The sequence below is a fragment of the Allofrancisella frigidaquae genome, assembly GCF_012222825.1.
GTDB classification, from domain to species: Bacteria; Pseudomonadota; Gammaproteobacteria; order Francisellales; family Francisellaceae; genus Francisella; species Francisella frigidaquae.
Genome location: NZ_CP038017.1, coordinates 865230 through 889289 on the forward strand (window position 1 = coordinate 865230; position 24060 = coordinate 889289).

The window sequence follows — 24060 nt, forward strand, 5'->3', positions numbered from 1 at the left end:
TTTTCTATGTCTTTGATAGTTAAATTATATGGATACTTTTTACCAGATTTTTTTATACTCTCTATTTCAAAATATCCTAACTATTTATGCTGATTCTTAAATTTTTCTATTATAATCTAATCGGTAATAATAAAAATTTGCATTTATAGCAGATGGAAACCAAAGGTGTAAAAAATAAGGTACTTTCTTATGTCTATTAGAACTAAGCTAGGTCAACTTTTTATGATGGATTTTCGCTACTGGGGTGAAGATCTAAATAAAAATCCAATTCCTTTTACTAAAGCAAACCAAACTATTTGTAACCTTTTTAAAGAGTATAACCTAGGTGGCTTTATTCTTTTTAAGGAAAATATACAAAATAATCGTCAAACTATTTCTTTACTTAGAGATTTGCAAGGGGGTAATAGAATCCCACTATTTTTTGCAACAGATCAAGAAGGTGGTAGGGTTCATAGACTAATTCAAGGAACTAGTGGCTGTGGCAACATGGCTATAGCTGCGACAAACAACCCTAAAAACTCTTACCAAATGTCTAAAATACTCGGAGATGAATTACACAGTTTGGGTATTAATATTAATTTTGCTCCTGTAATCGATGTTAATTCAAATAAAAGCAATCCCGTTATAGGAGTCAGATCGTACTCTGATAATCCTAAGACAGTTATTAAATATGCCAGAGAAAGCATAAAAGGTTTGTCTGATGCCAATATCATCAATTGTGTTAAGCATTTCCCGGGCCATGGAGACACTGCCGTAGATAGCCACGTTGGTAATGTAATATTAAATAAAAACCTAGATGAATTAGAAAAAATAGAATTATATCCCTTTAGAGAACTTGTTAAAGAATATGATATGGTGATGTCAGCGCATATTAGTGTTCCAAATATTGATGATACCAAGCATATTTCTATATCCAATAATCAAGAAATTTACATACCAGCTACATTATCGCATAAGGTGATCACAAAACTTCTAAAAGAAGAGATTGGATTTACTGGGCTAGTGATTACTGATGCTATGGATATGAAAGCTATAACAACTCATTTTGACCCAGTACAAGCTACTAAACTTGCTATACTGGCTGGCGTAGATATAGTGCTAATGCCTACACGAGTTTGGTGTGAGCAGGATATTTATAAACTAAAAAAACTCTTTGTTGAGTTAGAAAATGAATATATTTCAAATAAGAGTTTTGCTAAAGCGGTAGATATAGCATATGACAAAATAATCAAATTTAAAGATACCAAAATAAGTCAAAACTCTACTTTAATAATGCCTTTTGAGAAACAACTTAAACTTGCTGAAAAGATTGTAGGTTCGATCGAACACCAAAACATAGCTTATGAAATTTCTAAACAAAGCACTACTATAGTAAAAAATAATGGTTTAATTCCATATGATTTAAAAGATCAAGATACCATTTTAATTATAGATTTTGATAGCGAGAGATTAAAAGATTTTTATGAATGTTTAAGTCAGCTATTAAAACGAAAAAATCTACAAGCTAAAATCATGATTAAAAATATAAATGATGATGATTTACCAGAAGATATAAATTTAGCAGATATAGTTATTTTAGTTTCGGAGAATTTAAAGCAATATAACCAAAAATATAGTTATCTAACATCTTTAGCATCTAAAAAAACTATAAACATAGCTGCGATAAAACCATACGATATAAATTATATAGATAATATTGAAAATTATGTTTGTATTTATGGAGCTACCTCTATTGATCAGACGAACTATACAAAAGTCTCTTTAAAAATAAATATCATGTCAGCTCTAGAAAATATCTTTGACACTAATTTAAAACTAGAATCAGTTTTACCTATTACCTTATATTAACCTAAGTTCGACAATTATTTTATCAATTGGCACATTGCGGTTAGCGGCTGTAAAGACAAGCAATAAGCAGCTACAACTATTTGAGCTTCGTGAGTTTTGTAGCTGCCCTTGGCTTACAGCTACGCGATAGCATAGTGCTAGGCAGTTTTGCATACTTTTTTTGCCATGAAAAAAGTATGTCGCAATAACTAGCAAAGCTAGTTGCGAAACACTTTTAAAGATACTATTAAAATAATTTTGTATTGTTTAAACTCTTAAACTTTTATAAAAATATAACTTTCAATATCTAACTCAGGTTATATTAGTCAAAATTCAAATCTATTATTTGCTTATTTTGCCAAGCGTTAACAAAGTCATAAGATATAATATTAGCTTTTTTCATCTCTGATTGACTCATTTTATGAATTTGCTCAGGTAATATATAATTTGCTCTAGCAGCTAATGATCTTATATCAAGAATCCCTGCTTCTCCAGTTAATGTAAAGCTGTATAAGAACCAATAATAATTATCTAGTCCCCCAAAATTTTCTAGCTTATTATTCTGGTCTGTAACTAAAGTTTTAGGTGATGCAGTTTCTGAGTATTTATCATATATGGTGTAATTTTCTGGACTAATGTTTGGATAACCAACATACCCCCATAAACCATCTTTTGAATCTATATACGTACCAAGCTCCCTTTTATTTAGTAAAGGCACAATTTTACCTTTTAATTCAGATAAAGTAACTTTACGTAGAGAATCTCCATCTTCTTGTTTATAGAAATATGGATCTAGTTTACTTTTTAAAGTTGATATCATTTCTTTCTTATCGATAGCCTTTATTGTAGAAGAACTACTTTCGTTCGTTTCAGCGTGAGCTAAATATAAAAATATAACTTCGTTTTTACCTTCAGTTGTTATAAAACTTTCCATCTCCTCTAAAAATTGGTTAAAGGAAACACCATAACCATGACCCCAGTCATAATTTTGGTGAAAAAGCGCCATCTCTTTACCATTAAACATACCCACTCTAACGTCAAAGAAGCGAACCCCTGCACGAAGCTGCTCTGTTATATTTAAATCGTTTGTAAAGTACCACTCAGGGTGTTTACGTGCTACAGAACTTACAACAACCTCGCTAATACTTGGATTATCACTAAATCTAATAGAGCTTTGATATACTCCAGAATCGTGAGTAGCAGGCATAATTAATTGGTTTAAAAGTAGATTAGGGTTTTGGTTAATTAACTGCTCCATCCAATTAGTATTATCAGGCTTAGCTGCCCTTATATATATAGAAAGCCTTTCTTCAGATCCTACTAAGAAAACAGAATCACCTGGAGCACTAGCTTGGTTTAATGAAATGCTTTTTGTAAACGGTCCTGAATTAAAAGCCAAATTTTGGTTTGTCGAAAATTTTAATAAATCATCATTTCCTGTTTCGACATACATTGTATATGGCCCCGAGACATCATTAGACCAAAACGACTTATTTAATTCTAAGTGAGAACAAACTCTTTCTCCTTCTAAAACAGTTTTGCCTTGAAAATTATCTCTAATTTGAGTATTTTTATTTTCCCAATCACTGGGGTTAAAATCTACTCGTTTGATAGTTATAGGTTGCGAATATTGATTAATAATGCATAATTCGGAACCTTTACTTCCAGCATATAATTTTGAAAAAAATAGACTCATAAAGAGTACACCAAATAATTTTGTTTTTTTATATTCCATAGGTTCTCCTAACATTAGTACGATTAAACGAAATTTTTATAAATTAGTTAGATTTACTTTAAATGAGGCTTCTATACTTAAGTAAAATAATCTCCAAAACTTATTTTATATTTTAATTTAAATTTATTCAACAATTAAATTAATAAAATTATATTAAACAATCGTATAAAATAGACTTATGATTGTTACCTAGAAGTTTAAAATTTAACAAGCATTATAAACTAAGCCAAATATTAAAATAATTACAAAATATATAATTTTATTAAAAATTATTTTTATAATATATTTAAAATATTATTTATTTATTGTATTATGTTTAAAATTAACAAAATTAAAAATTAGGTAATATTATGAAATTTAGACATGCTATATACATATCATTCCATGGAGATATGAATGGAACAGGTAGTGAAACTAAGAAATCCTATTTTTATCAAAAAGATAAAAACCTAGAGCGTGAGTATACGATTAAAATGCATAGCGATCATAAACGCAAATCTCTATTAAAGTCTACTATTCCTTTTGTTAGGATAAATTTTCCTTATTTTAGTAATGTTCATGCCAAAAAACTAGATATTAAAAGAGATAAAAATAATTGTGAGATTGCAGAAGAATTAATGGCAAAAGAATTAAAAAATATTCAACCATATTCTAGGATCTATATCTCTGCACATAGCGTAAGTGAACGTAGTATTCAACAACTTATAAAATCTCCAGGTCATGACTTAGACTATCAGAGTATTCCATCTTCTGATATAGCAAATGTACTATCCAAATATATCCCTGCTCTATCTAAAAAAAACCTCCAAATTTTCCTTATGATCGCTAATGTTGACTTCAAAAAAGACGACTTGGGAGAAATAACTCCTATGACCAAAATTTTTGCTCAATCATTGATGGAAGAATTACACAAAAATAATTTCAATCGAACTTCTGTCGTTGCATATAATAATGCATGTAAGGCTATTGAACTAACGAAGAATTCAAAAAATAAGTTTAAATTAAACGATATATCAACAATAGATAGAGATCGTGCTTTCCAAAAAACAGCAGATGAATTACATTTTAAACATGGTAATAAGCAATCTGATAATAAAATTGTCTTCCATAACTACAGCCATACGGATAAAGTGGAAGAAACCGGATATCGAGACTTTAAGAAAAAATATATGAGTGGCTTTAATGACGAGTACAAAAGGGGTTTAAACAAGGTTTTAAAAAGTTTTAAAGATTTCAAACATAAAGAACGCAATGAAGGTGAGGGAAAAACTAAAAAATATAACCAAGACCATCTACCACAAATGGAACTAACGCAATCAAAATTTGAAGTTCAAACTTTGAAAGATTTTTTACTTGTTTTTTCATTAAGCGAGTATGTTAATAATTATGAACAAAAATCGTTTCATGGAATAAAACATCATCATGGAAAGATAGGTTATAATAGAATAATGTGTTTTCACGATAGAATCGCAGCTATAAGTGAAGACGATATAAGAGATGCTAACGATAAAGTTACATTAGAAAATATAGCAAATCGTATAATTGTCGAAATAATAGATTTTGCTAAGCAAGATCGTGAATATAGAAAATTCGCGGGTAACTCTTTATTTTCTAGAAAAATAAATGTCAATGATAATTCAGGTATGACTAAAATATTAGAAGGTTTACAAACGTTTTATAAACAAATGGCCGGTGTTGTTGATAATGAGCTTGTAAATGAATCCCTACAAGAGTTTGAAGATAGCTTGAAGTTTAAGTATACCAATTTATCAGATAAAAAAGAGCGAGAATCTATATTAGATGCTCTGAAAAAACTAGATTCTTGGGACTTTCCAAATAAATGTGTAAATTCTTAATTAACCTGCTAGATTATTTCTAGCGAAATATTAAGGATAGAAACAATGTCTAAGAATAAGAAGTCAGAAGATATTTACACAGCTATTGCAGATCAAATAATAGATTCAGGTGTTGATATTAATCAAATGTTTGAGAAAGATGGTTTGCTAAAGCAACTAACAAAACGATTATTAGAAAAAGCACTAGATGCAGAAATGAATAGTCATCTTGGTTATTCAAAACACCAAAGGACTAATTCATCAAATGCTAGGAATGGCTATAGTAACAAGACATTAGCTACAGACACAGGTAATTTGGAAATATCAGTTCCACGAGATAGAGATAGTGACTTTGAACCTCAAATAGTTCCCAAAAGAGTCACCAAGATAAACGGCTTAGACCAAAAAATTATATCTTTGTATGCTAAAGGTATGAGTACTACAGATATCCAACAACAGTTATTTGAGTTATATGATACAAAGATAAGTACAAGCTTTATAAGTGATGTTACAGAAGCTATTATTGATGATGTTAAAGCATGGCAAAATAGACCTTTAGAGTCAGTTTATCCAATAGTGTTTTTTGACTGTATAGTCGTTAAAGTTAGAGAAGACAAGCATATTATTAATAAAGCTGTGTATGTGGCTCTTGGCATATCGTTAACTGGTCATAAGGATGTATTAGGTCTTTGGATCAGTCAAAATGAAGGTGCTAAATATTGGCTTAGTGTTTTTACTGAATTAAAGAATAGAGGCTTACAGGATATATTTATAGCATGTACTGATAATTTAAAAGGCATGTCTGATGCTATACAAGCTATATACCCTGAGACAAAGCATCAGCTTTGTATCGTTCATCAAATTCGTAATAGTCTTAAGTATGTGCCATATAAAGACAAGAAAGAGGTAGCTAGAGAGTTAAAGAAAATATATGATGCTGATACCATTGCAATAGCTCAATCTGAGCTTGATAACTTTGCAAATAAATATGATACTAAATATCCTTTAATTTCAAAGTCATGGATAAATAATTGGGATAATTTAACTGTATTCTTGCAATATCCTCCAAAAATTCGTAAAGTTATTTACACTACTAATGCGATTGAATCGCTTAATAGCCAGTTTAGGAAAGTCATTAAGAATAAAAAGCTATTTCCTAAAGATGACTCTGTTTTCAAATCTTTGTACTTGGCTATAGATTATTTGACTAAAAAATGGTCTATGCCTGTTAAATATTGGAATGAGGCTATGCCTTATTTCGCTATCGAGTTTGAGCATAGAATTCAGAGATTCATGTAAGTGAATTTACACAGTTAAGTGGAAAGGCTCAGATTCTTACATGTAAGACACTTCATTACTTGGAATAACTTTCGCTCCCCGACCATTATTTAATTCCTAACTTTGCCTAGCCTTTACACTCTTATTAGCATGGATTTTTTGTCTAATTAGTTTAGAGAAATCCTTGTTATGAGTTGATGATTTTTTACTTTTATTTGCTCTTTTTGCTGCAATAATTTTTACTTCATCTATTTTTTTAACTTTTGTTTTTCTACTCATACTTGTAGTAGGTACATTATGTTGAGCTTCAAAGCCTTCAAGCTCTTCACGAGGTAATAAGTGTCCTATTAGATGCTCGATATTTGATAGCATCTCAACTTCATCAGCACTTACTAATGATATAGCTATTCCAGTTTGGCCTGCCCTTGCTGTTCTACCTATACGATGCACATAGTCTTCAGCAACATTAGGCAAATCTAAGTTTATAACATATGGTAACTGCTGAATATCTATTCCTCTAGCCGCTATATCTGTAGCCACTAAAACAGTTATCAGATTAGATTTAAAATCTGCTAAAGCTTTTGTTCTGGCAGTTTGACTTTTATTGCCATGGATAGCGCTAGCTTTTATATCTGCATCATTAAGCTTCTCAGCTATCTTATTAGCTCCATGTTTTGTACGTGAAAATACTAATACTTGATTCCAATTATCCCTTTTGATTAGGGATATCAAAGCATTAACTTTTTGTGATTTATCTACAGTTATAATACTTTGGGTTATTTTTTCTACAGTTGTATTAGCAACATCAGCAGAAACAGATTTAGGGTTATTTAAAAAATTTTGGGCTAGATCTTTTATCTCTGCAGAAAAAGTAGCTGAAAACATTAGTGTTTGTATCTTCTTAGGCAAAAGCTTATGGATTCTTTTTAAGTCATGAATAAAACCCATATCAAGCATTCTATCAGCTTCATCCAAAACTAAGGTGTTTAAGTCAGTAAATCTAATAGCATTTTGACTATATAAGTCTAGTAATCTACCAGGTGTCGCTATTAGGATTTCTACTCCTTTTCTTAATTTCATCATTTGAGGGTTTATGCTTACACCACCAAATACTACTGTAGAACGGATATGCGTATTTGCAGCATATATACTAACTTGATCTTCTATTTGAGCAGCTAGTTCCCTCGTTGGTGTTAGAATAAGAACTTTAGTTGTATTAGATCTAGCTTTAGGCTGATTTATTAATTTTTCAATAATTGGTAATGTAAATGCTGCGGTTTTGCCTGTACCAGTTTGCGCACTTGCCATTAAGTCATTATCTTTTAATATAAGAGGAATAGATTTCTCTTGAATTGGTGTTGGCTTTGTATAACCTTTAGTTTCTAGAGCTTTACATATCTGTGTTGAAAGCCCTAATTGCATAAAATTAGTAGACATTTGTATCCTTTTAATATTTAGTCATACTATATTATCATTTATAAAAGTATTAGTTAGATTTATTTACAAGCTATTACATAATATAATTGTTTTAGGAACTTTTATTTTGCTCGAATTTAATGAAAACAACATATGATAAAGAGCTAGGTCTACAAGTACAAAAACACCTAGTATCAAAAGGACTAGAAGTATATAGAAGCTTGAAAATAGACAAACCCAAGCAGATAGAAACTATTTCAAACGCTTACCAAGAAATTCTAACAGCTTTAGGTCTAACTACTATTGAATTTGAAAAAACCCCACATAGAGTCGCTCGAATGTTTGCCCAAGAAATTTTTTATGGTCTTGACTATGGCAATTTTCCTGCTTGCGCTTTATATGAAAATGAATTTAAGTATGATGGTATACTTACACAAAAAAACATTAATATAATGTCTTTTTGTGAACATCACTTTGTACCATTTGAAGGAACAGCGGAAGTTTCATTTATCCCAAAAGATAATAATATTATTGGCTTATGTCGCATAAATAGTATTTGTGATTTTTTTGCAAGACGGCCACAAATTCAAGAAAGAATGGCTGCTCAAATATTTGAAACACTTAAATTTATACTCAAAACAGAAGATGTATCTGTAAAAATAACAGCCCAACATACTTGTGTTTCATTTCGAGGAAAAAACAATAAAAATTCTGAAACTTTTACACAAATTATTGGCGGTTACTTTAAAAATGAGTGATTTACTTGATCTAGGTTGTATTTTCTTTTTTATTCTAATAATTAGTTGTATTTTTACAAAAAAATACGTGAGAATTTTTTTTATATTTATAGTTATAGTTTATTATCTAGCAGGTAGTGGTTTACTGGGAAAACTTTTAGCTAGTTCACTAGAAACCAAACCTACAGATATAAATATGTGCTCAAATACTAAAGGTATAATTTTACTAGGTGCTGGTATATCCAAACCCTTAAATGGCAACTTAGAGCCAAGTCTTGCTGCTTATGATAGGATTTTAAAGACTGCTGAAGTTTATACCAAATATCCTCAAAAGGTAATAATAACAGGTGGAGTTACTAGTAATAATAAACTTTCAGAAGCTGAAGTTTATGCAGACGATTTATATAAGCTGAGGATACAAAAATCAGATGTATTGTTGGAGAAACAAGCAAAAAATACTTATCAAAATGCTAAGTTTGTGAAAGAAATAATTGGTAATAGCCAAAATAACTACTGTCTAATTACTGATTCCATACATTTAAAACGTTCCAAAATATATTTTAATAAATTTGATATTAAAATTATTAGTCTAGCCTCATCTAATCCTACCACCGAACTTAAGATACTACCTAATGCTTATAATTTTTATATTACACAAAGAATTGTTCATGAATATTTGGGTATAGTAAGAGCATATTTTATAAGTTAATTTTCCTAGAAATTAATACATATAGTCATAAGACTGTAGACTTGTTATAATTTTCAAAAAACTTGCATAATTTAGAAATGAAATATACAAAATTAGGATCAACAAACATAGATATCAGTAGAATTTGTCTTGGAACAATGACATGGGGTAGACAAAACACTCAAGCTGAAGGTTTTGAGCAAATGGATTATGCACTTTCTCAAGGAGTTAATTTCTGGGATACAGCAGAGATGTACCCTATTCCACCTACAGCTGACAGGTATGGAGATACAGAAACCATTATAGGAAATTGGTTTAAAGCTACAAAAAAACGTCAAAAAGTAACTCTAGCAACTAAATTTTCACCTATGCAGTGGGCAAGAAATGAAAAAAATCCAAAAACTGATAAACAAAATATAATTACAGCTGTCGATAACAGCTTAAAACGTTTATCAACAGATTATATTGATCTTTACCAATTTCACTGGCCAACTAATAGAGCTCATTACCATTTTGGTAATTGGTGGGATTTTGAGCCTCCAGTTGGTAATAAAAATAAAAATCAGATTGTTGATAATATTTTAGAAATTTTACAAACATGTGAGGAGCTAATAAAAGCAGGTAAAATAAGATATCTTGGTTTATCTAATGATTCTGCTTGGGGTATTAACCAGTTTATTAAATTAGCTGAAAAGCATAATTTACCACGCCTTCAAAGTATCCAGCATGAGTACAATCTTAACCGAAGAAGAGATGAAACTGATGTTATGGAAAGCTGTGCTCTTGAGGATATTTCTTACCTTGCATGGTCACCTCTTGAGCAAGGAATTATAACAGGCAAATACCTTAATGGTGCTAGGCCTAAAGGTACTAGAATGTCACCAGAGATTTTAGATGGTCAAGAAGACCGTTATAAATTTAGACTAATAACAAATGATGAAGCAGTAGCTGCATATATAGACATAGCAAAAAAACATAATCTTGATATTTGTCAAATGGCTATAGCTTTTACCATAAGAAAACCATATATGAGTTGTAGTATCATAGGAGCTACTTCTATGGAGCAACTTAAAAATAACATTGACGCTATAAATTTAAATTTATCAACGGAAGTATTAGTAGATATTGAGAAGGTTAGAAGAAAATATCCTGTACCTTTTTGATTTTTCTTAAAAAGTTAAAACCTATGTGAAAATCAAATAAATCATTCTAGCAATAATATATTGTCTTAAAACTTGAAAATACTCACATTATTAACAACTACAATATTCTTCTTTATTAAAGTTAGAAAATATATTTCATATTCTAAGTCAAAAATATTTCCCTTGCAATAAATTAAAAATTTATTTAATATATATAAATTTAAAAATATAGTTTAAATATGAACTTAAAAGAATTTAAGAAATTTGCTAATAAAGAAATAAATGATTACATAAACCCACGCCACTTTTTTAAGAACCGCCTTCATGTAAATGAAGCGAATAAATTATTAAAAGAGATAAACGATTGTAAGCTTAAGGATGAGGCAAAGTTTGTTTTAGATTCTTTTATAAATTCTTATGATGGATCTGATGCAATTACAGAATATGCAACAAGTAGAGAAACTCAAGTATTATTCAACCAACCAAAACAATTTCAACAACATACTCTACCACGATCTCAAAAATACAAGAAAAAAAATGGAGATTTTTATAAACTATTATTCGAACTTAAAAATGTTCTATTAGTGGAAGTTGAAGCTGAACTTTCTCCTATTAGAAGAGAGATTAACAGAGATAAAGCTCATTCAGCTATAAAAGCGGTAAATAGTAATCCTGATTCTCCTACATTAACCAGATACCGTAAACACCTTAGTAAAATAACACCACTTAGTAATGTTCTAAACGGAATACCCTTAGCTTGTGGAATTCCAGATGAAATATTAGATATATCAGATTGCTATGATGATCAGTTCGTAAGTGCAGCTTACTATAGCTATACATTTACTGAAGACCGAAGTGCTTTTAAAGACCTAAAAAATTATGTGCTCCTACCATTTTTAAAGAGTGTGTTATCCGTACTTGAGTGCATAAAAGATAAGAAAACTATAAAAGATTATATTACAAACCCAAAACAAACTAATTCACCTTTATTTTTCTATTACTCCATAAATGAATCACTTGAGCTAATTCGTAACAACAAGTTTTCATATTTCTTAGACAATTATCCAATAAGTTTAGTCTCCAACCTTTATAAAGAAATTCTGTCAGTTGTTGAACAAGCAAAAAGCTATGAAGATTATTTTAACCTTGGAAGTATATTAAGAGGTAACGTAATTTCAGTTTTTACAAAGTATAAAAATGAATCTCAACTAATAGATAGAAATAATAGGGAAAGTTATACTAACTTATCTCCAAGAAGTCGCTCCCACTCAGTTTCTCGGTTTGAAGAAGAAAAAAAAGAATCTTATTGGAAAAATAAGTAGACTTATAACTTTAAAAAATTACCTAATGTACTTAATCCATACTCTGTCAAATAAGCTTCTGGGTGGTATTGAACACCAAAGATTTTTAAACTTTCATGCTGAAAAGCCATAATTTCATTATTTTCAGTTATAGCAGTAGTAATAAGAGGTTCTTTAATCTTATCGACTATTAGAGAATGGTAACGTGTAACCTCAAAACTTTCTGGGTGATTAAAATAAAGTGATGATTGATTACATTGATTGATTACTGAATTTTTACCATGATAAACTTGTTTAGCTTTTATAATTTTAGAACCGTAATATTGAGCTATTAACTGATGACCTAAACATATGCCTAATAAAGAAGTATTATTTTGCTCGCAGTATTTAATAACTTGGTATTGTTTTTTTAATTCATTTGGATGCCCTGGACCTGGGCCTATTACAATATGACTAAAGCTACCTAATCTTGGTATGTCATCATCTGTTTTAATCACTAAAACTTTATGTCCAAGGTAAGTAATATAGTCAACTATAGTATTAGTAAAAGAATCATAATGATCAATAAAAAGTACCATAATCAAATCTCTAAATATGCTTGTATTAAGCCTCTGACACTATTGATAAGGTATATTTTATCAGCTGCTTTAAATTCTTCTAAGCTAATACTTTTAACTTCAATTTCTTTTTTATCTACTAGTGTTTTTCTAGCTACACCTGCTAATACACCATCACTAAGTTTAGGAGTATATTTTTTACCATTAATTTCTATAATTATATTGTGAAACCTTGTTTCTGTAATGTTGTTAAACTCATTTAAAAATACAATCTCTATATTTGAGCAGTTGCCAACATACTTTTCATGCATAGCTGAATAAAAATCTCTAGTCGATGAGTGGGTAGTTTTATAGTTAAATAATTTATTTTTAGAGTCTATTCTTTCAGGACAAACTTTAAGTTTTACCGGTATGATATTGGAATTGTTAATTTCAGTATCCTCAATACTGAAGCTTTGATCATGAAAATATTCTAAACGAACTTTATATTCCTTATCTGCCTCTAATTTTTTAGAGTATTTATTTAAACTTTTAGCTACATTATCAATACAAAAATCAAAAAATAACCTCTCGGCAGTATTTTGTAAACGTTGTAGGTGTAACTCTAGGTTCCTAAATCCATTATAAAAATATATGCTCTCTACTAATGAGAAATCAGGCTTATAGATTTGTTTTATAAAGTTTATCTTGGTAGCCATTTCTTGCCATTCTGAAAAGCATTCAGAATATATTGTAACTCCTCCACCTACTCCTAATTGTAAGTTTTGACCCTTCTTTTGAATAGTTCTAATAGCAACGTTAAAACACATATCATTATTTGGCAGTATGTAACCAATAGCTCCTGTATAAACACCTCTATTATCTTTTTCAATATTTTTTATAAGTTCCATGGTGCGCTTTTTTGGTGCTCCTGTTATCGATCCACATGGAAAAAGACTATCTAGAATTTTTTTAAAAGGTGTCTCTTTGTTTACTTCTGCAGAAATTTCAGAAGTCATTTGTAAAAGCTTATTATACCTTTCTATAGTGAATGCTTCATCAACTTTTACTGTATGAGTTTTGGCAATACCTGACAAATCATTTCTTAATAAGTCTACAATTATAAGATTTTCAGCTCTATTTTTAGGGCAACTAAGTAGTTGGTTATAAGCTTTTTCATCCTCGTTAATATCCCCAGTAAGTCTTGCTGTACCTTTCATAGGTCTTACAACTAGCTTTGTAGCTTGTTTTTTAAAAAATAGCTCTGGAGATATTGATATTATTTCAATATCCCGAAATGGTAAATACGCACCGTATCTAACTGGTTGTTGCTTCTTTAATAAAGTATACAACTCTAAACCACTTAAAGAAGTAGCTCCTTTAATGTTTTTTGTATAATTAATTTGATAACTTTCACCATTTTGTAAAGCATTTTGGACTTTTATAAAACCTTTTTGATAGTCATCAAAGCTAAGATTATCTATGAGTAGTACAATGCTTTTGTTACTTTCTTTTGCAGGGATATTATTTTCAAGCTTTTTAAATGCCACAAAATAAAGAAGTATTCCATCATTATCTGATCTTAGATGCGTTAAGGTCTTATTTAAATAATAGCTTGCTTCATAGCTAACAAAACCTGCTAAATACAAACCTTGTTTTTGTAGCTTTAACATCTCTTTAAAAGCTTCTAATAAGGATGGCTCATTAGTCGCAATAATTTCTGTTACTGGTTCGGTAAAATAGTAACTTAACTCTTTTGTTAAAGAATCCTCAAACAAGGCATATTCTGGTAAAACTTTATCCATTTTCTACAATCTGCCTTATTTTTTTTCTATCTACTTTACCAGTATTTGTCAACGGTATTTGATCAAAGTTTAATAATATGTCCACTTTTTTATATTCAGCTAAATATTTTAACAAGTGTTTGTTTAACTCTTCTAAAGAAATTTTACTTTCGCTAACTATAATAGCACAAACAAGCTCTCCCCAAATTTTATCTTTTTTGCCAACAACTACACAAGATTTTATACTAGCTAACTTTAAAATAATATTTTCTAGCTCTACTGGGGAAATATTTGAACCGCCCTTTATAATAATATCTTTGTACCTGCCATAGAAAGTAAGTTTTTTAGTTTGTTCATCAAAGCTACCTATATCTCCAGTTTTAAGCCACTCTTTTTTATTGTTAATTGGTAACATAAAGCTTCTAATGAAGATTTTACCATAAGTACAACCTTCAAACTTTTCTATTTTAATCTCTGTATCTTTAAAAATTTCAACCTCATTTATACTAGTGTTTTCGCAAACATTTTGCCCATAACCAAAAATCTCTGTCATACCTATACCGTTTAATAAAGGTAACCCTAACTTTTGTTTTATAGCTTTGTGTAACTTTTCGGAAGCTAAATCTCCTGCTACACTTAAATACCTTAGTGTATGTTTAGTGATATTTTCTTTTAGTAAAAAATAATACATAGTTGGTAGCAAAGCTAAAGATGTTACTTTACATCTAGATATTATCTGTGCCATCTTTTGAGGGTTAAATTCTCTAATAATCGTAATATCTAACCCTATTGCTAAAGCTGGTAAAAGTTGATATGAAAAAGCAAACGCATGATTCATAGATAACGCTATCAATAAATGATCATCTATTACTAAATCTAAATCATTAGCTCTATTTTTAGCATATTCTATAATTTGATTAATGTTATGCATATGTTTTTTATAAGCTCCTGTAGTACCTGAGCTTACATGAGCTGTTATAGCTTTCCTGAATACACTAAAATCTGTAGTTTTAGTAATATTCTCCAAAAATTTTATTTCATTGCCTATTATAAGAACTTCAATATTATTCTTTTTATAAAACTCTGTCAGCTCGATACTGTCTTTATCTGTTAAAAATAAAGAATTGGTCTCTAAAATTCCTTCTAGCTCCTTATCTATAAGCCTAGGGTTAACTGGTACAACTAACTCAATTTCTGCAATCCAGCTAGCTAGATATAAACAAATTGTTAGAGGTGAATTTTTAAGATTGAAGAAAACTTTTTTATATTTATAAGATTCAAGTAGCCTAGCTAAATCATAGCTTTTAGCAACAATCTGATTATAGCTATATTCTTGGTCTTCAAAATAAACTTTACGTTGTGATGAGTAACTACTTACCCTTTGCAAAAAGTTTTCAACTAAAAGCATTTTCTACTTAGTATTTCAATATATTATCTAACTTCTAGATATGATATATTAAGTTACTAAAACTTACATTTATTTCTGATTATTAAATATGGAGTTAAAATATCTAACCAGAACAACCCTTTTATATGATAATTGATTTGCTAAACCATTGTTATTGTTAACTTTCAATTTCTAAATAACAACAGTTTCACATTAGTCAAAAATGGCTAATATAAAGATGCTTCTTTGTATTTTTTAAAAACCTAATTTAAAGAAAAATAGGGTATTAAATCAACAGTCTTTTGTATAAAATAAAAGATCGACAAAACATCCAACCAGTTGATGTTTAGAGCTATCTTTATCTAGAGCAATCAAGGAGCATGTTGTGGCAAAATTTGTATGTAAAGAGTCGGAGTGTAACCAAGAATTTAATAGTAGCACTGCTCTTAGGGATCATAGAATAAACCATCATGGTCCTGGTTTTATATGTAATGAGCCGGGGTGTAACCAAAAATTTAATAATAGCAGGGGTCTTAGTAATCATAAAATAAAAGAGCATGGCTCTGGTTTTATATGTAAAGATTGTAACCAAAAATTTAATAGTAGAACTCCTCTTAGGGAGCATAAAATAAAAGAGCACGGTTCTGGTTTTATATGTAAAGAGCCGGGGTGTAACCAAAAATTTAATAATGACTTTGCTCTTAGGCAGCATAAAATAAAAGAGCACGGTTCTGGTTTTATATGTAAAGAGCCGGGGTGTAACCAAAAATTTGATAATGACTTTGCTTTTAGGCAGCATAAAATAAAAGATCATGGTCATGGTCATGGTTTTATATGTAAAGAGCCGGGGTGTAACCAAAAATTTAATAATTACAATGCTCTTAGGGAGCATAAAATAAAAGATCATGGTTCTGGTTTTATATGTGAAGATTGTAACCAAAAATTTAATAATCGTACCACTCTTCGTAATCATAAAACAAACGATCATGGCTTTGGATCTGATAAAGAAGATATAAACCTAGAACTTATATTACCTCCAGTAAGTCATAAATATTTAAAAGGATTAGATCCAGTTCAGGAAGTTTTTGTGGAAAAGATTGGAGAAAATGACCTCAGCAAACTATCTGCTTATTATTATGAGACAACACAATTCTTATTTAATCAACAAAGTATAAAATACCAAGATATTAATCAAAATATTCAGGTTTGCGAATTTGCTTTTCAATATAATTTTGAAATAAAGGATAATACACAAATTATATTTGTCTGTGCTGGGAGAATATCTCAGAACAGTAGCTTCGTACCTAGTAGATCTACTAAAACTATAATTGTTCCTGTAATTCATTTATCTGAAAGAAACAATATCAGTGGCACAACACTAAGTTATCAGATAACTGGAGATTATAGTAAAGAGAAAAATATCACAACTCGTAGAGCAGCTATATTACATTTTGCTAAACATTTTAAATTAAATGATTTTATAATGATGGACGATAATATTAAGTCTATTGTTCATTTTAATACAGTTATATCATCAAGCACTGAAAGAAATTGCGATTGGGATGGTCTATATGACTTTTTGAGAAAAGAATGTAAGGAAATAGGATCTTTTATTTCAGGAATGAATAATATCTATGGTATAAATTTAAGATTTCCTTCAAAAATCCATTTTATAAATAGCAAAGAAATATTTGAGATTTTAGATTCCTCTTTTAAAGGAGAAGTTAAACACTTATTACCTAATTTAAATAATCAAGAAGTTCATTTTCCTTTAGAAGATTACTACATGCTATTTAGCATAATGTTTTTATATAAATGCAAATATAAATCTGATAATACAAAGTCAATTATGGATAGTATAGGAATTTTAAATCAAGAAACTATTGGTTATGAAAGATCCATGCTTACTACTAATAATTCTAAAAAAGAGTCTTTAATTAACTTAACGACTGCCAATGATTGGCTCTTAGTTGATACTGATGGTAGCACAGATTTGAGAAAATTTGTTATTAATACTCTAAAAACAACTGTAACAAAAGCAATTGAAACTAAAAGACAATATTATGAAGACTATAGAAAAATATTTGTGTTAGATTTTTATAAAAAGAATTCTCTAAAATTTGATTCTCAGAAGAATAAATCCAATGTTTATGATAACGTTACATCAAAAATATTTAAAGAATTTCGTGTCCCCCAGGCAGAAGCTGCCGATATTATAAACAAGTCAGACAAACAAATCATAAACATAAAAATGCCTACTGGGACAGGTAAAACTAAGGTTATCTTGTATTCGGCATTGTCTTTACTACAAAGTAGGAGTATTTTTATAATTGCGCCAACTATTGATATAGTTAATCAAATATTTGATTCCTTCAAAAAAGACTTGATGGAATATAAAGATATAAACATCCCATTTCTAAAAATAATGTCAGGCGAGAAAGCTATTTGTGAAAAGATGCTTGACCGAAATCATCTATATAACCATAGATTTGGATATATATTTTGTTATGATTCATTTAAGATTTTTTTAGCAAGAAACAAGAATGTATATCCAGATACTCCAAGAATATTTGATGAGTCGCATATATATTTTAAGCCTAATAAAGAACATGAGGGTTTGTTAAGTACTAAAAATATATTATTTTCAGCTACGCCATACTCTTTTGGTCCTTATGATTATTCTTTAAGTACTAAAAAAGCTACTGATGAGTTTAAACTTATTCCAAATGTCACAAAGATCCAAAAGGACTTTAATGGTGATAATGCCATATTTAAAAATATATGTAATATCTTAAGAGAAGAACATGGTAAGGGCTTAATTTTTTTAAGTGGTATTAAAAACATAAAAGATTATGCTAAGAAATTGCAAGATTATTTTACTAATCATCTTTTGGATGATAGAAAAATTATTGAAGTTCATTCAAAAGTAGCTAGAAACACTTATTCAGAAATAATAAGAAATAATAGTAAGTTAATAATTTTAGCTGATAAAATGTTGCAACTTGGTACAGACATACCAAATTTAGATTTTATTATTAATACTAAAGAAGAAACTAACTATAGAGCAACGCAACAAATCATAGGTAGATTAAAAAGAGGGGATCCTGACTCAGAAAAAAAATACTACCACGGGAAACATAATTTCAAGAAAAACAAATCATTTATTAAATACGACGATGAAATTAATTTAGATATGGAAAGCGAATTCCATACTGCGGTTAATGATAATATGGAGGAAGAAAATGAGAATTCTAATTATATAAATAATTATGAGATTGATGAAGAAAGTATAAGTCAAGAGCGAAAGTCTATTACGCAAACCTTCGAGGAAGAGTAACGATCGCTTCTTTCCAAATAATTGAGTAAATTCTTGATTAACTTGCTAGATTAGGTCTAGCACAAAATTACTTACAGTCCCCAAACCATAAAATACTAAGAAAATTACAACGTAGCATAAGTCTTACTTAGTATTTCAATATATTATCTAACTTTTAGATATGATATATTAAGTTACTAAAACTTACATTTATTTATATTTATAAACATGCAACAATCCTTATTTTTAAAAGGTCTAGAAATTTATGTTAATCTAGGATGTTCTGAAGAAGAAAAAGCTCAAAGACAAATGGTTAAAATAGACCTAGAATTAGCCTTTGATGAGAGTTTTACCGCCAATGACACTGATGATCTACAGCAAACTATTTGCTACTATACATTAAGAAATGATATCCAAAAATTTTGTGATAATACTAGTTGTAATCTTATTGAGTATTTAGCAAAACAGATTTATCAATTTATCTGTGCTAAGCACCCTACTATCACTACTAAGTATCTTAAACTTATAAAATCACCTCCTGTTTCCCAAATAGAATCAGCTGCTTTTATAATTAGGAATTAAAAATGCAATATATTATTGGTATAGGTGCTAATATTGGTTTTACATTAGAAAATATTAACAAAGCTATACATACTATAGCCTCTAACGAGAACATAAAGTTATTAGCTAAAGCGAGTCTTTACAGTAGCAAAGCTCTACTAAAAGATAATTCCCCTAAAGACTGGGATATCATATATTTAAATACCGCTATAAAAATAGAAAGTTCGTTAAAACCTTTAGAGCTATTAAAATTTCTTAAAGATATTGAAAAAAATATTGGCCGAGATTTAAACGCTCCAATATGGTCACCTAGAGTTATCGACTTAGACATACTTGCAGCAGAAGATCTAATCTTAGACACTGAAGAGCTCACAATACCTCATAAAGAGCTTTTAAATAGAAACTTTGCTTTAGCTCCATTATTAGAACTCAATAAAAATTGGCATCATCCTAGACATATAGATATTGACCTAAATATTCGATTAAAAGAGCTAAAAAATATTGATATATTAAATCAAAGGTTATCTAACACTATGCGCATGGGTATAGTTAACCTGTCAGAACAATCTTTTTCTGATGGATTTCTAACTGATAATGAACGTAAAACCAACCTAGAGCAACTTATAGAAGATGGTGCAGAAATTATAGATATCGGAGCTGAATCAACAAAACCTGATGCTGAACCTATACCTGCGAGTGAAGAAATAAACAGATTAGATAGCTTTTTAGACTACCTAAAATCTCAATTGCATACTTTAAAATACCGTCCTTTAATTAGCGTAGACACTCGTAAATTAGAAGTTATGCAAGAAATTTTAGCAAAACACCATGATATTATCTGGATGATAAATGATGTTGAGTGTAATGATATTCAACAGAAATCTAAGCTACTTGCTAAATATGACAAAAAATATGTTATAACTCATAATCTAGGTATTATAGATAGAAACCAGTATCTAGAAAAAAAAGACTCTATAGAAGAGATTTATAAATATATCCAAGGAAAAAAGAATATTTTAGTAAGTGAAGGTTTAAATAAAGATAACATTTACTTTGATATTGGTTTTGGCTTTAGTAAAAGTGCTGACACTGCTAGATACCTGCTTGAGAATATAAACATTATAAGAGATAAATTAAACCTCAAAACTTTGGTTGGACATTCACGTAAGCCTTCTGTTTTAGGTTTAAATAAAAATACTAGCATTAATGAATTGGATCTAGCAACAAAGGAATTATCCCAAAAACTAGAACAACAAAACATTGAAATTATCAGAGTACATAAAGTTTAAAAGGAAAATCTTAAATGCCATATCATCCTATGTTGGAGAAAATACTAGACACTCCAGAAATTAGAGAGTTAAAAAAACAAGACTTACGCATTCAGCGTGAAGTTTTTAGTAAAAATGTAATTCAACTTATTAACCAAACTCCTAAACCAAATATAGTTGAAAAAGATATTAAGTTAGAAAACCAAACTACTTTAAGGCACTATCAGCCAAAAATTAGTAGTGACAAAGCTGTTTTGTTTATACACGGTGGTGGCTGGTGTTTAGGCTCTATTGATACATATGATAATGTTTGTAGATATTTGTGCGATAATGGTGATTTTCATGTATTTTCCTTAGAGTATGGATTAGCTCCAGAAGAAAAATATCCTATAGCTGTTGAACACTCCCTGTACGCATATGATTGGTTATATGAAAATGCTATGCAATTTACTATAGATCCTAAAAATATTTTTGTAATGGGTGATAGTGCTGGCGGTAATCTTTCTACTATCATTTGTCATGAGCGTCAAGATAATATACCTAAAGCTCAAATTTTAGTTTATCCAGCTGTAGATATGTATACTAAATATAACAGTATCAAAAAGTTTGATGCTCATAAATATCATCTGACCAGTCAGTGGTGTGAGATGTTTCTAAAAGCTTATATTGATGATATTAGTAAAAATTTTCATAAATTAAAAGACCCGCAACTTTCACCTATATTCTATGAAAATACTAAACAGCCTGATACTTTAATAATAGCTGCGACTCACGATATACTTGTAGATAGTATATATGCTTATGAAGCAAAACTTAAAACTCAAGGTATTCTAGTTGAAACTCACTATGATGAAGAAATGTTTCATGGTTTTATAAGTACCGTTGGCATTAGCCCATTAAATAATGCTAAAATTGCTTTGGACAAGGCGATAAAGTTTATTCAAACTAGATAAAAATGACTATGACAAGGTTTTAGATAAATAGCCTAATTTTCTTGAAAAAAAGTTTTCGCTAAAGCTATTGTTTTTTCTATATCTTGATCACTATGAGCTATAGATACAAAACCAGCTTCGTAAGCAGATGGCGCCAAATAAATGCCTTTTTCCAACATATATGCAAAAAATTTATTAAACATATTTAGATCTGTCTTACCTAGATCTTTAAATGTTTGAATTTTCACTTTTTCATAACAGAAAAATAAACCAAACATGCCTCCTAAACTTTTTGCATGAAAAGCGAAATCATAATTCTCTGCTGCAGTATTTAAACCATCTATAAGTTTAGCAGTTTTGACACTTAACTCCTCATAAAACCCTTCTTTGCTGACTTTCTCAAGAGTCGTTAAGCCTGCTGTCATCGCTATAGGATTTCCAGAAAGCGTACCTGCTTGGTAAACTGGGCCAGCTGGTGATACCATCTGCATAATATCTTTAGCTCCACCAAAAGCACCTACTGGCATACCACCACCAATTACTTTACCTAAAGTTGTCAAATCTGGCTTAACGTTAAACACTTGCTGTGCCCCACCTAGTGCTACTCTAAACCCAGTCATTACTTCATCAAAAATTAGTAAACTTTGGTTTTCATCGCATAATATTCTTAGGCTATGTAAAAAATCGTTTTGTGGCAAAATCATATTCATATTACCAGCTACTGGCTCTACTATGATACATGCTATTTCGTCTTTATATGTTTCAAATAAAGATTTTACCGATTCAGCATCATTAAAATCAGCTATTAAAGTATCTTTAACAACATCCTCTGGAACACCAGGAGAATTCGGTTGTCCTAATGATAAAGCTCCAGAACCAGCTGCTACTAAAAATTCATCAGCATGTCCATGATAGCAACCTTCAAATTTAATAATCTTATTTTTACCTGTATACGCTCTAGCTAGTCTAACAGCACTCATAGTAGCTTCTGTACCAGAGTTTACAAACCTAACTTGTTCAATATTTGGCATTAATTTGGTGATTTTCTTAGCTAACTCAACCTCTAGCTTACAAGGAGCTCCATAGCTTAAACCGTTATTTAATTGACACTTGATAGCTTCTAAAACATCATCGTCACCATGACCTAAAATCATTGGTCCCCAAGACCCTACATAATCTATATATTTGTTCCAATCAACATCATAAATATAAGCCCCTTTGGCAGACTTTATAAATCTTGGAAAATCCTGGTTAACGCTTTTAAAAGCCCTAACTGGTGAGTTTACTCCACCAGGTATATATCGCTTTGCCTCTTCAAAGAGATTAACTGAGCCTGTGTTATTATCCATCTAATTGCTCCTGTCTGATTTTATGTATTTTCTGTTCTACTGCTTGCATCAGTAAGCTAGCAGCATTGATTTTAGTAGCTTTATAAATTTCTTGTATACCTGTAGGACTAGTGATATTTATTTCTGTTAATTTATCACCTATTACATCAATACCTGCAAACATTACTCCATGCTTTTTAAGTTTCTTAGCAACTTTTTTTGCTATTCTATAATCACTATCTTCTAAAGGCCTAACCTCTGCTGTTGCTCCAGCTGCTAGATTACCACGATTGTCTTTATCACTAGGTATACGCGCAAGCAAATATTTGATAGGTTCACCATTAACTATAAGTATCCTTTTATCACCTTTAGATATAGCTTGTTGGTAGTCTTGCACCATTATATACTTAGTTTGGTGATGTGTCAGTGTTTCTAAAATTACATTTTTATTTTTATCACCATCTTTTATCCTAAATATAGAACTTCCCCCCATACCATCTAGAGGCTTAACTATAATATCTTTATGTTCATCATAGAATTTATTTATTTGCTCATAACTTCTAGTAATAAGCGTATTGGGAGAATATTTAGAGTAATTTGAAATTGCTACTTTTTCATTAAAATCTCTTAGAGCCTGAGGATTGTTTACTATTAGAACATCTGCCTTTTTAGCCAAATCTAACATATAAGTTACATAGATATATTCCATATTAAATGGAGGATCTTTACGCATAAAGATGCAATCTAAGTCCAATAATGAAAGGTTCCTATGCTGTGAAATAATTTCATACCAAAGACTTTTATCCTTATGGATTTTTAGTTCAAGGGCATCTCCTTTGGGTTTGCCATTGTCTATATACAAATCATTTAAGTAAAACGTATAAATATTCCAACCTTTTTCTTGAGCTGCTAACAGCATCATAAAGGTACTATCTTTAGAGATATTAAAAGAGTTTAAGTTATCTATTATAAAACCTATTTTCATTGTA

18 protein-coding genes are annotated in these 24060 nt (G+C 29.9%); 11 read left to right on the forward strand and 7 right to left on the reverse strand.

All coding sequences use genetic code 11. From position 1 onward, the window contains the following. Nucleotides 1–189: 189 nt before the first annotated feature. Entirely contained in the window at nt 190–1848 is a 1659-nt protein-coding gene (locus E3E15_RS04025) for a glycoside hydrolase family 3 protein (RefSeq protein WP_172106670.1), read from the forward strand. Between the two features lie 301 nt (nt 1849–2149). Here the strand turns inward: E3E15_RS04025 and E3E15_RS04030 are convergent, their stop codons facing one another. Beyond that, nucleotides 2150–3562, reverse strand: a complete 1413-nt coding sequence (locus E3E15_RS04030; protein ID WP_172106671.1) for a PI-PLC domain-containing protein — start codon at nt 3560–3562, stop codon at nt 2150–2152. 350 nt (nt 3563–3912) lie between these two features. On the opposite strand from E3E15_RS04030, the gene E3E15_RS04035 reads away from it, so the two are divergent. Both E3E15_RS04035 and E3E15_RS04040 read left to right on the forward strand, forming a co-directional pair. Further along, nucleotides 3913–5418, forward strand: coding sequence for a hypothetical protein (locus E3E15_RS04035; protein ID WP_172106672.1), 1506 nt, complete (start codon nt 3913–3915; stop codon nt 5416–5418). Nucleotides 5419–5463: 45 nt separating this feature from the next. Beyond that, entirely contained in the window at nt 5464–6696 is a 1233-nt protein-coding gene (locus tag E3E15_RS04040; protein ID WP_172106156.1) for an IS256 family transposase, read from the forward strand. Nucleotides 6697–6792: 96 nt separating this feature from the next. Here E3E15_RS04040 and E3E15_RS04045 read toward each other — a convergent pair whose 3' ends face one another. After that, nucleotides 6793–8112: a DEAD/DEAH box helicase gene (locus E3E15_RS04045; protein WP_245313646.1), complete on the reverse strand. Its 1320-nt coding sequence runs from the start codon at nt 8110–8112 to the stop codon at nt 6793–6795. 119 nt (nt 8113–8231) lie between these two features. On the opposite strand from E3E15_RS04045, the gene folE reads away from it, so the two are divergent. The 4 genes from folE (at nt 8232) to E3E15_RS04065 (ending at nt 11980) form a co-directional block, all read left to right on the forward strand. Beyond that, nucleotides 8232–8849, forward strand: a complete 618-nt coding sequence (gene folE / locus E3E15_RS04050; protein ID WP_172106673.1) for a GTP cyclohydrolase I FolE — start codon at nt 8232–8234, stop codon at nt 8847–8849. Next, complete coding sequence (locus E3E15_RS04055; protein WP_172106674.1) at nt 8842–9537, forward strand: YdcF family protein; 696 nt, start codon at nt 8842–8844, stop codon at nt 9535–9537. Before folE ends, E3E15_RS04055 begins: the two co-directional genes overlap by 8 nt. A 77-nt stretch (nt 9538–9614) precedes the next feature. Beyond that, nucleotides 9615–10679: an aldo/keto reductase gene (locus tag E3E15_RS04060; RefSeq protein WP_172106675.1), complete on the forward strand. Its 1065-nt coding sequence runs from the start codon at nt 9615–9617 to the stop codon at nt 10677–10679. Nucleotides 10680–10897: 218 nt separating this feature from the next. Further along, nucleotides 10898–11980 (forward strand): hypothetical protein, encoded by a 1083-nt coding sequence (locus E3E15_RS04065; RefSeq protein WP_172106676.1) that lies wholly within the window; start codon nt 10898–10900, stop codon nt 11978–11980. A 2-nt stretch (nt 11981–11982) separates the two neighbouring features. Here E3E15_RS04065 and E3E15_RS04070 read toward each other — a convergent pair whose 3' ends face one another. Genes E3E15_RS04070 through E3E15_RS04080 form a run of 3 tightly spaced genes read right to left on the reverse strand, consistent with a single transcriptional unit; the run spans nt 11983 to nt 15687 of the window. Further along, nucleotides 11983–12537 (reverse strand): anthranilate synthase component II, encoded by a 555-nt coding sequence (locus E3E15_RS04070; RefSeq protein ID WP_172106677.1) that lies wholly within the window; start codon nt 12535–12537, stop codon nt 11983–11985. Nucleotides 12538–12539: 2 nt separating this feature from the next. Further along, nucleotides 12540–14300: a chorismate-binding protein gene (locus E3E15_RS04075; protein WP_172106678.1), complete on the reverse strand. Its 1761-nt coding sequence runs from the start codon at nt 14298–14300 to the stop codon at nt 12540–12542. Next, a complete protein-coding gene (locus E3E15_RS04080; protein WP_172106679.1) occupies nt 14293–15687 on the reverse strand; it encodes a class I adenylate-forming enzyme family protein in 1395 nt (464 codons plus the stop codon). The genes E3E15_RS04075 and E3E15_RS04080 overlap by 8 nt, the downstream gene beginning before the upstream one ends. 364 nt (nt 15688–16051) lie before the next feature. Between E3E15_RS04080 and E3E15_RS04085 the strand changes: the two genes are divergently transcribed. From E3E15_RS04085 to bioJ, 4 genes are all read left to right on the forward strand, one after another. Next, nucleotides 16052–19003: a DEAD/DEAH box helicase family protein gene (locus E3E15_RS04085; protein ID WP_172106680.1), complete on the forward strand. Its 2952-nt coding sequence runs from the start codon at nt 16052–16054 to the stop codon at nt 19001–19003. A gap of 207 nt (nt 19004–19210) precedes the next feature. Beyond that, on the forward strand, nt 19211–19564 hold the full coding sequence (folB, locus tag E3E15_RS04090) for a dihydroneopterin aldolase (RefSeq protein ID WP_172106681.1): 354 nt from the start codon (nt 19211–19213) through the stop codon (nt 19562–19564). A 2-nt stretch (nt 19565–19566) separates the two neighbouring features. Continuing rightward, nucleotides 19567–20832: a dihydropteroate synthase gene (folP, locus tag E3E15_RS04095; protein WP_172106682.1), complete on the forward strand. Its 1266-nt coding sequence runs from the start codon at nt 19567–19569 to the stop codon at nt 20830–20832. Nucleotides 20833–20846: 14 nt separating this feature from the next. Next, nucleotides 20847–21764 carry a pimeloyl-ACP methyl ester esterase BioJ gene (gene bioJ / locus E3E15_RS04100; RefSeq protein ID WP_172106683.1) on the forward strand — a complete coding sequence of 306 codons (918 nt, stop codon included), beginning with the start codon at nt 20847–20849 and terminating at the stop codon, nt 21762–21764. Nucleotides 21765–21796: 32 nt separating this feature from the next. On the opposite strand, the gene hemL is transcribed toward bioJ, so the two are convergent. Together hemL and gshB are read right to left on the reverse strand one after the other, a co-directional pair. After that, nucleotides 21797–23092, reverse strand: a complete 1296-nt coding sequence (hemL, locus tag E3E15_RS04105) for a glutamate-1-semialdehyde 2,1-aminomutase (protein ID WP_172106684.1) — start codon at nt 23090–23092, stop codon at nt 21797–21799. Further along, complete coding sequence (gshB, locus tag E3E15_RS04110) at nt 23085–24056, reverse strand: glutathione synthase (RefSeq protein ID WP_035719210.1); 972 nt, start codon at nt 24054–24056, stop codon at nt 23085–23087. The genes hemL and gshB overlap by 8 nt, the downstream gene beginning before the upstream one ends. Between the last annotated feature and the right edge of the window lie 4 nt (nt 24057–24060).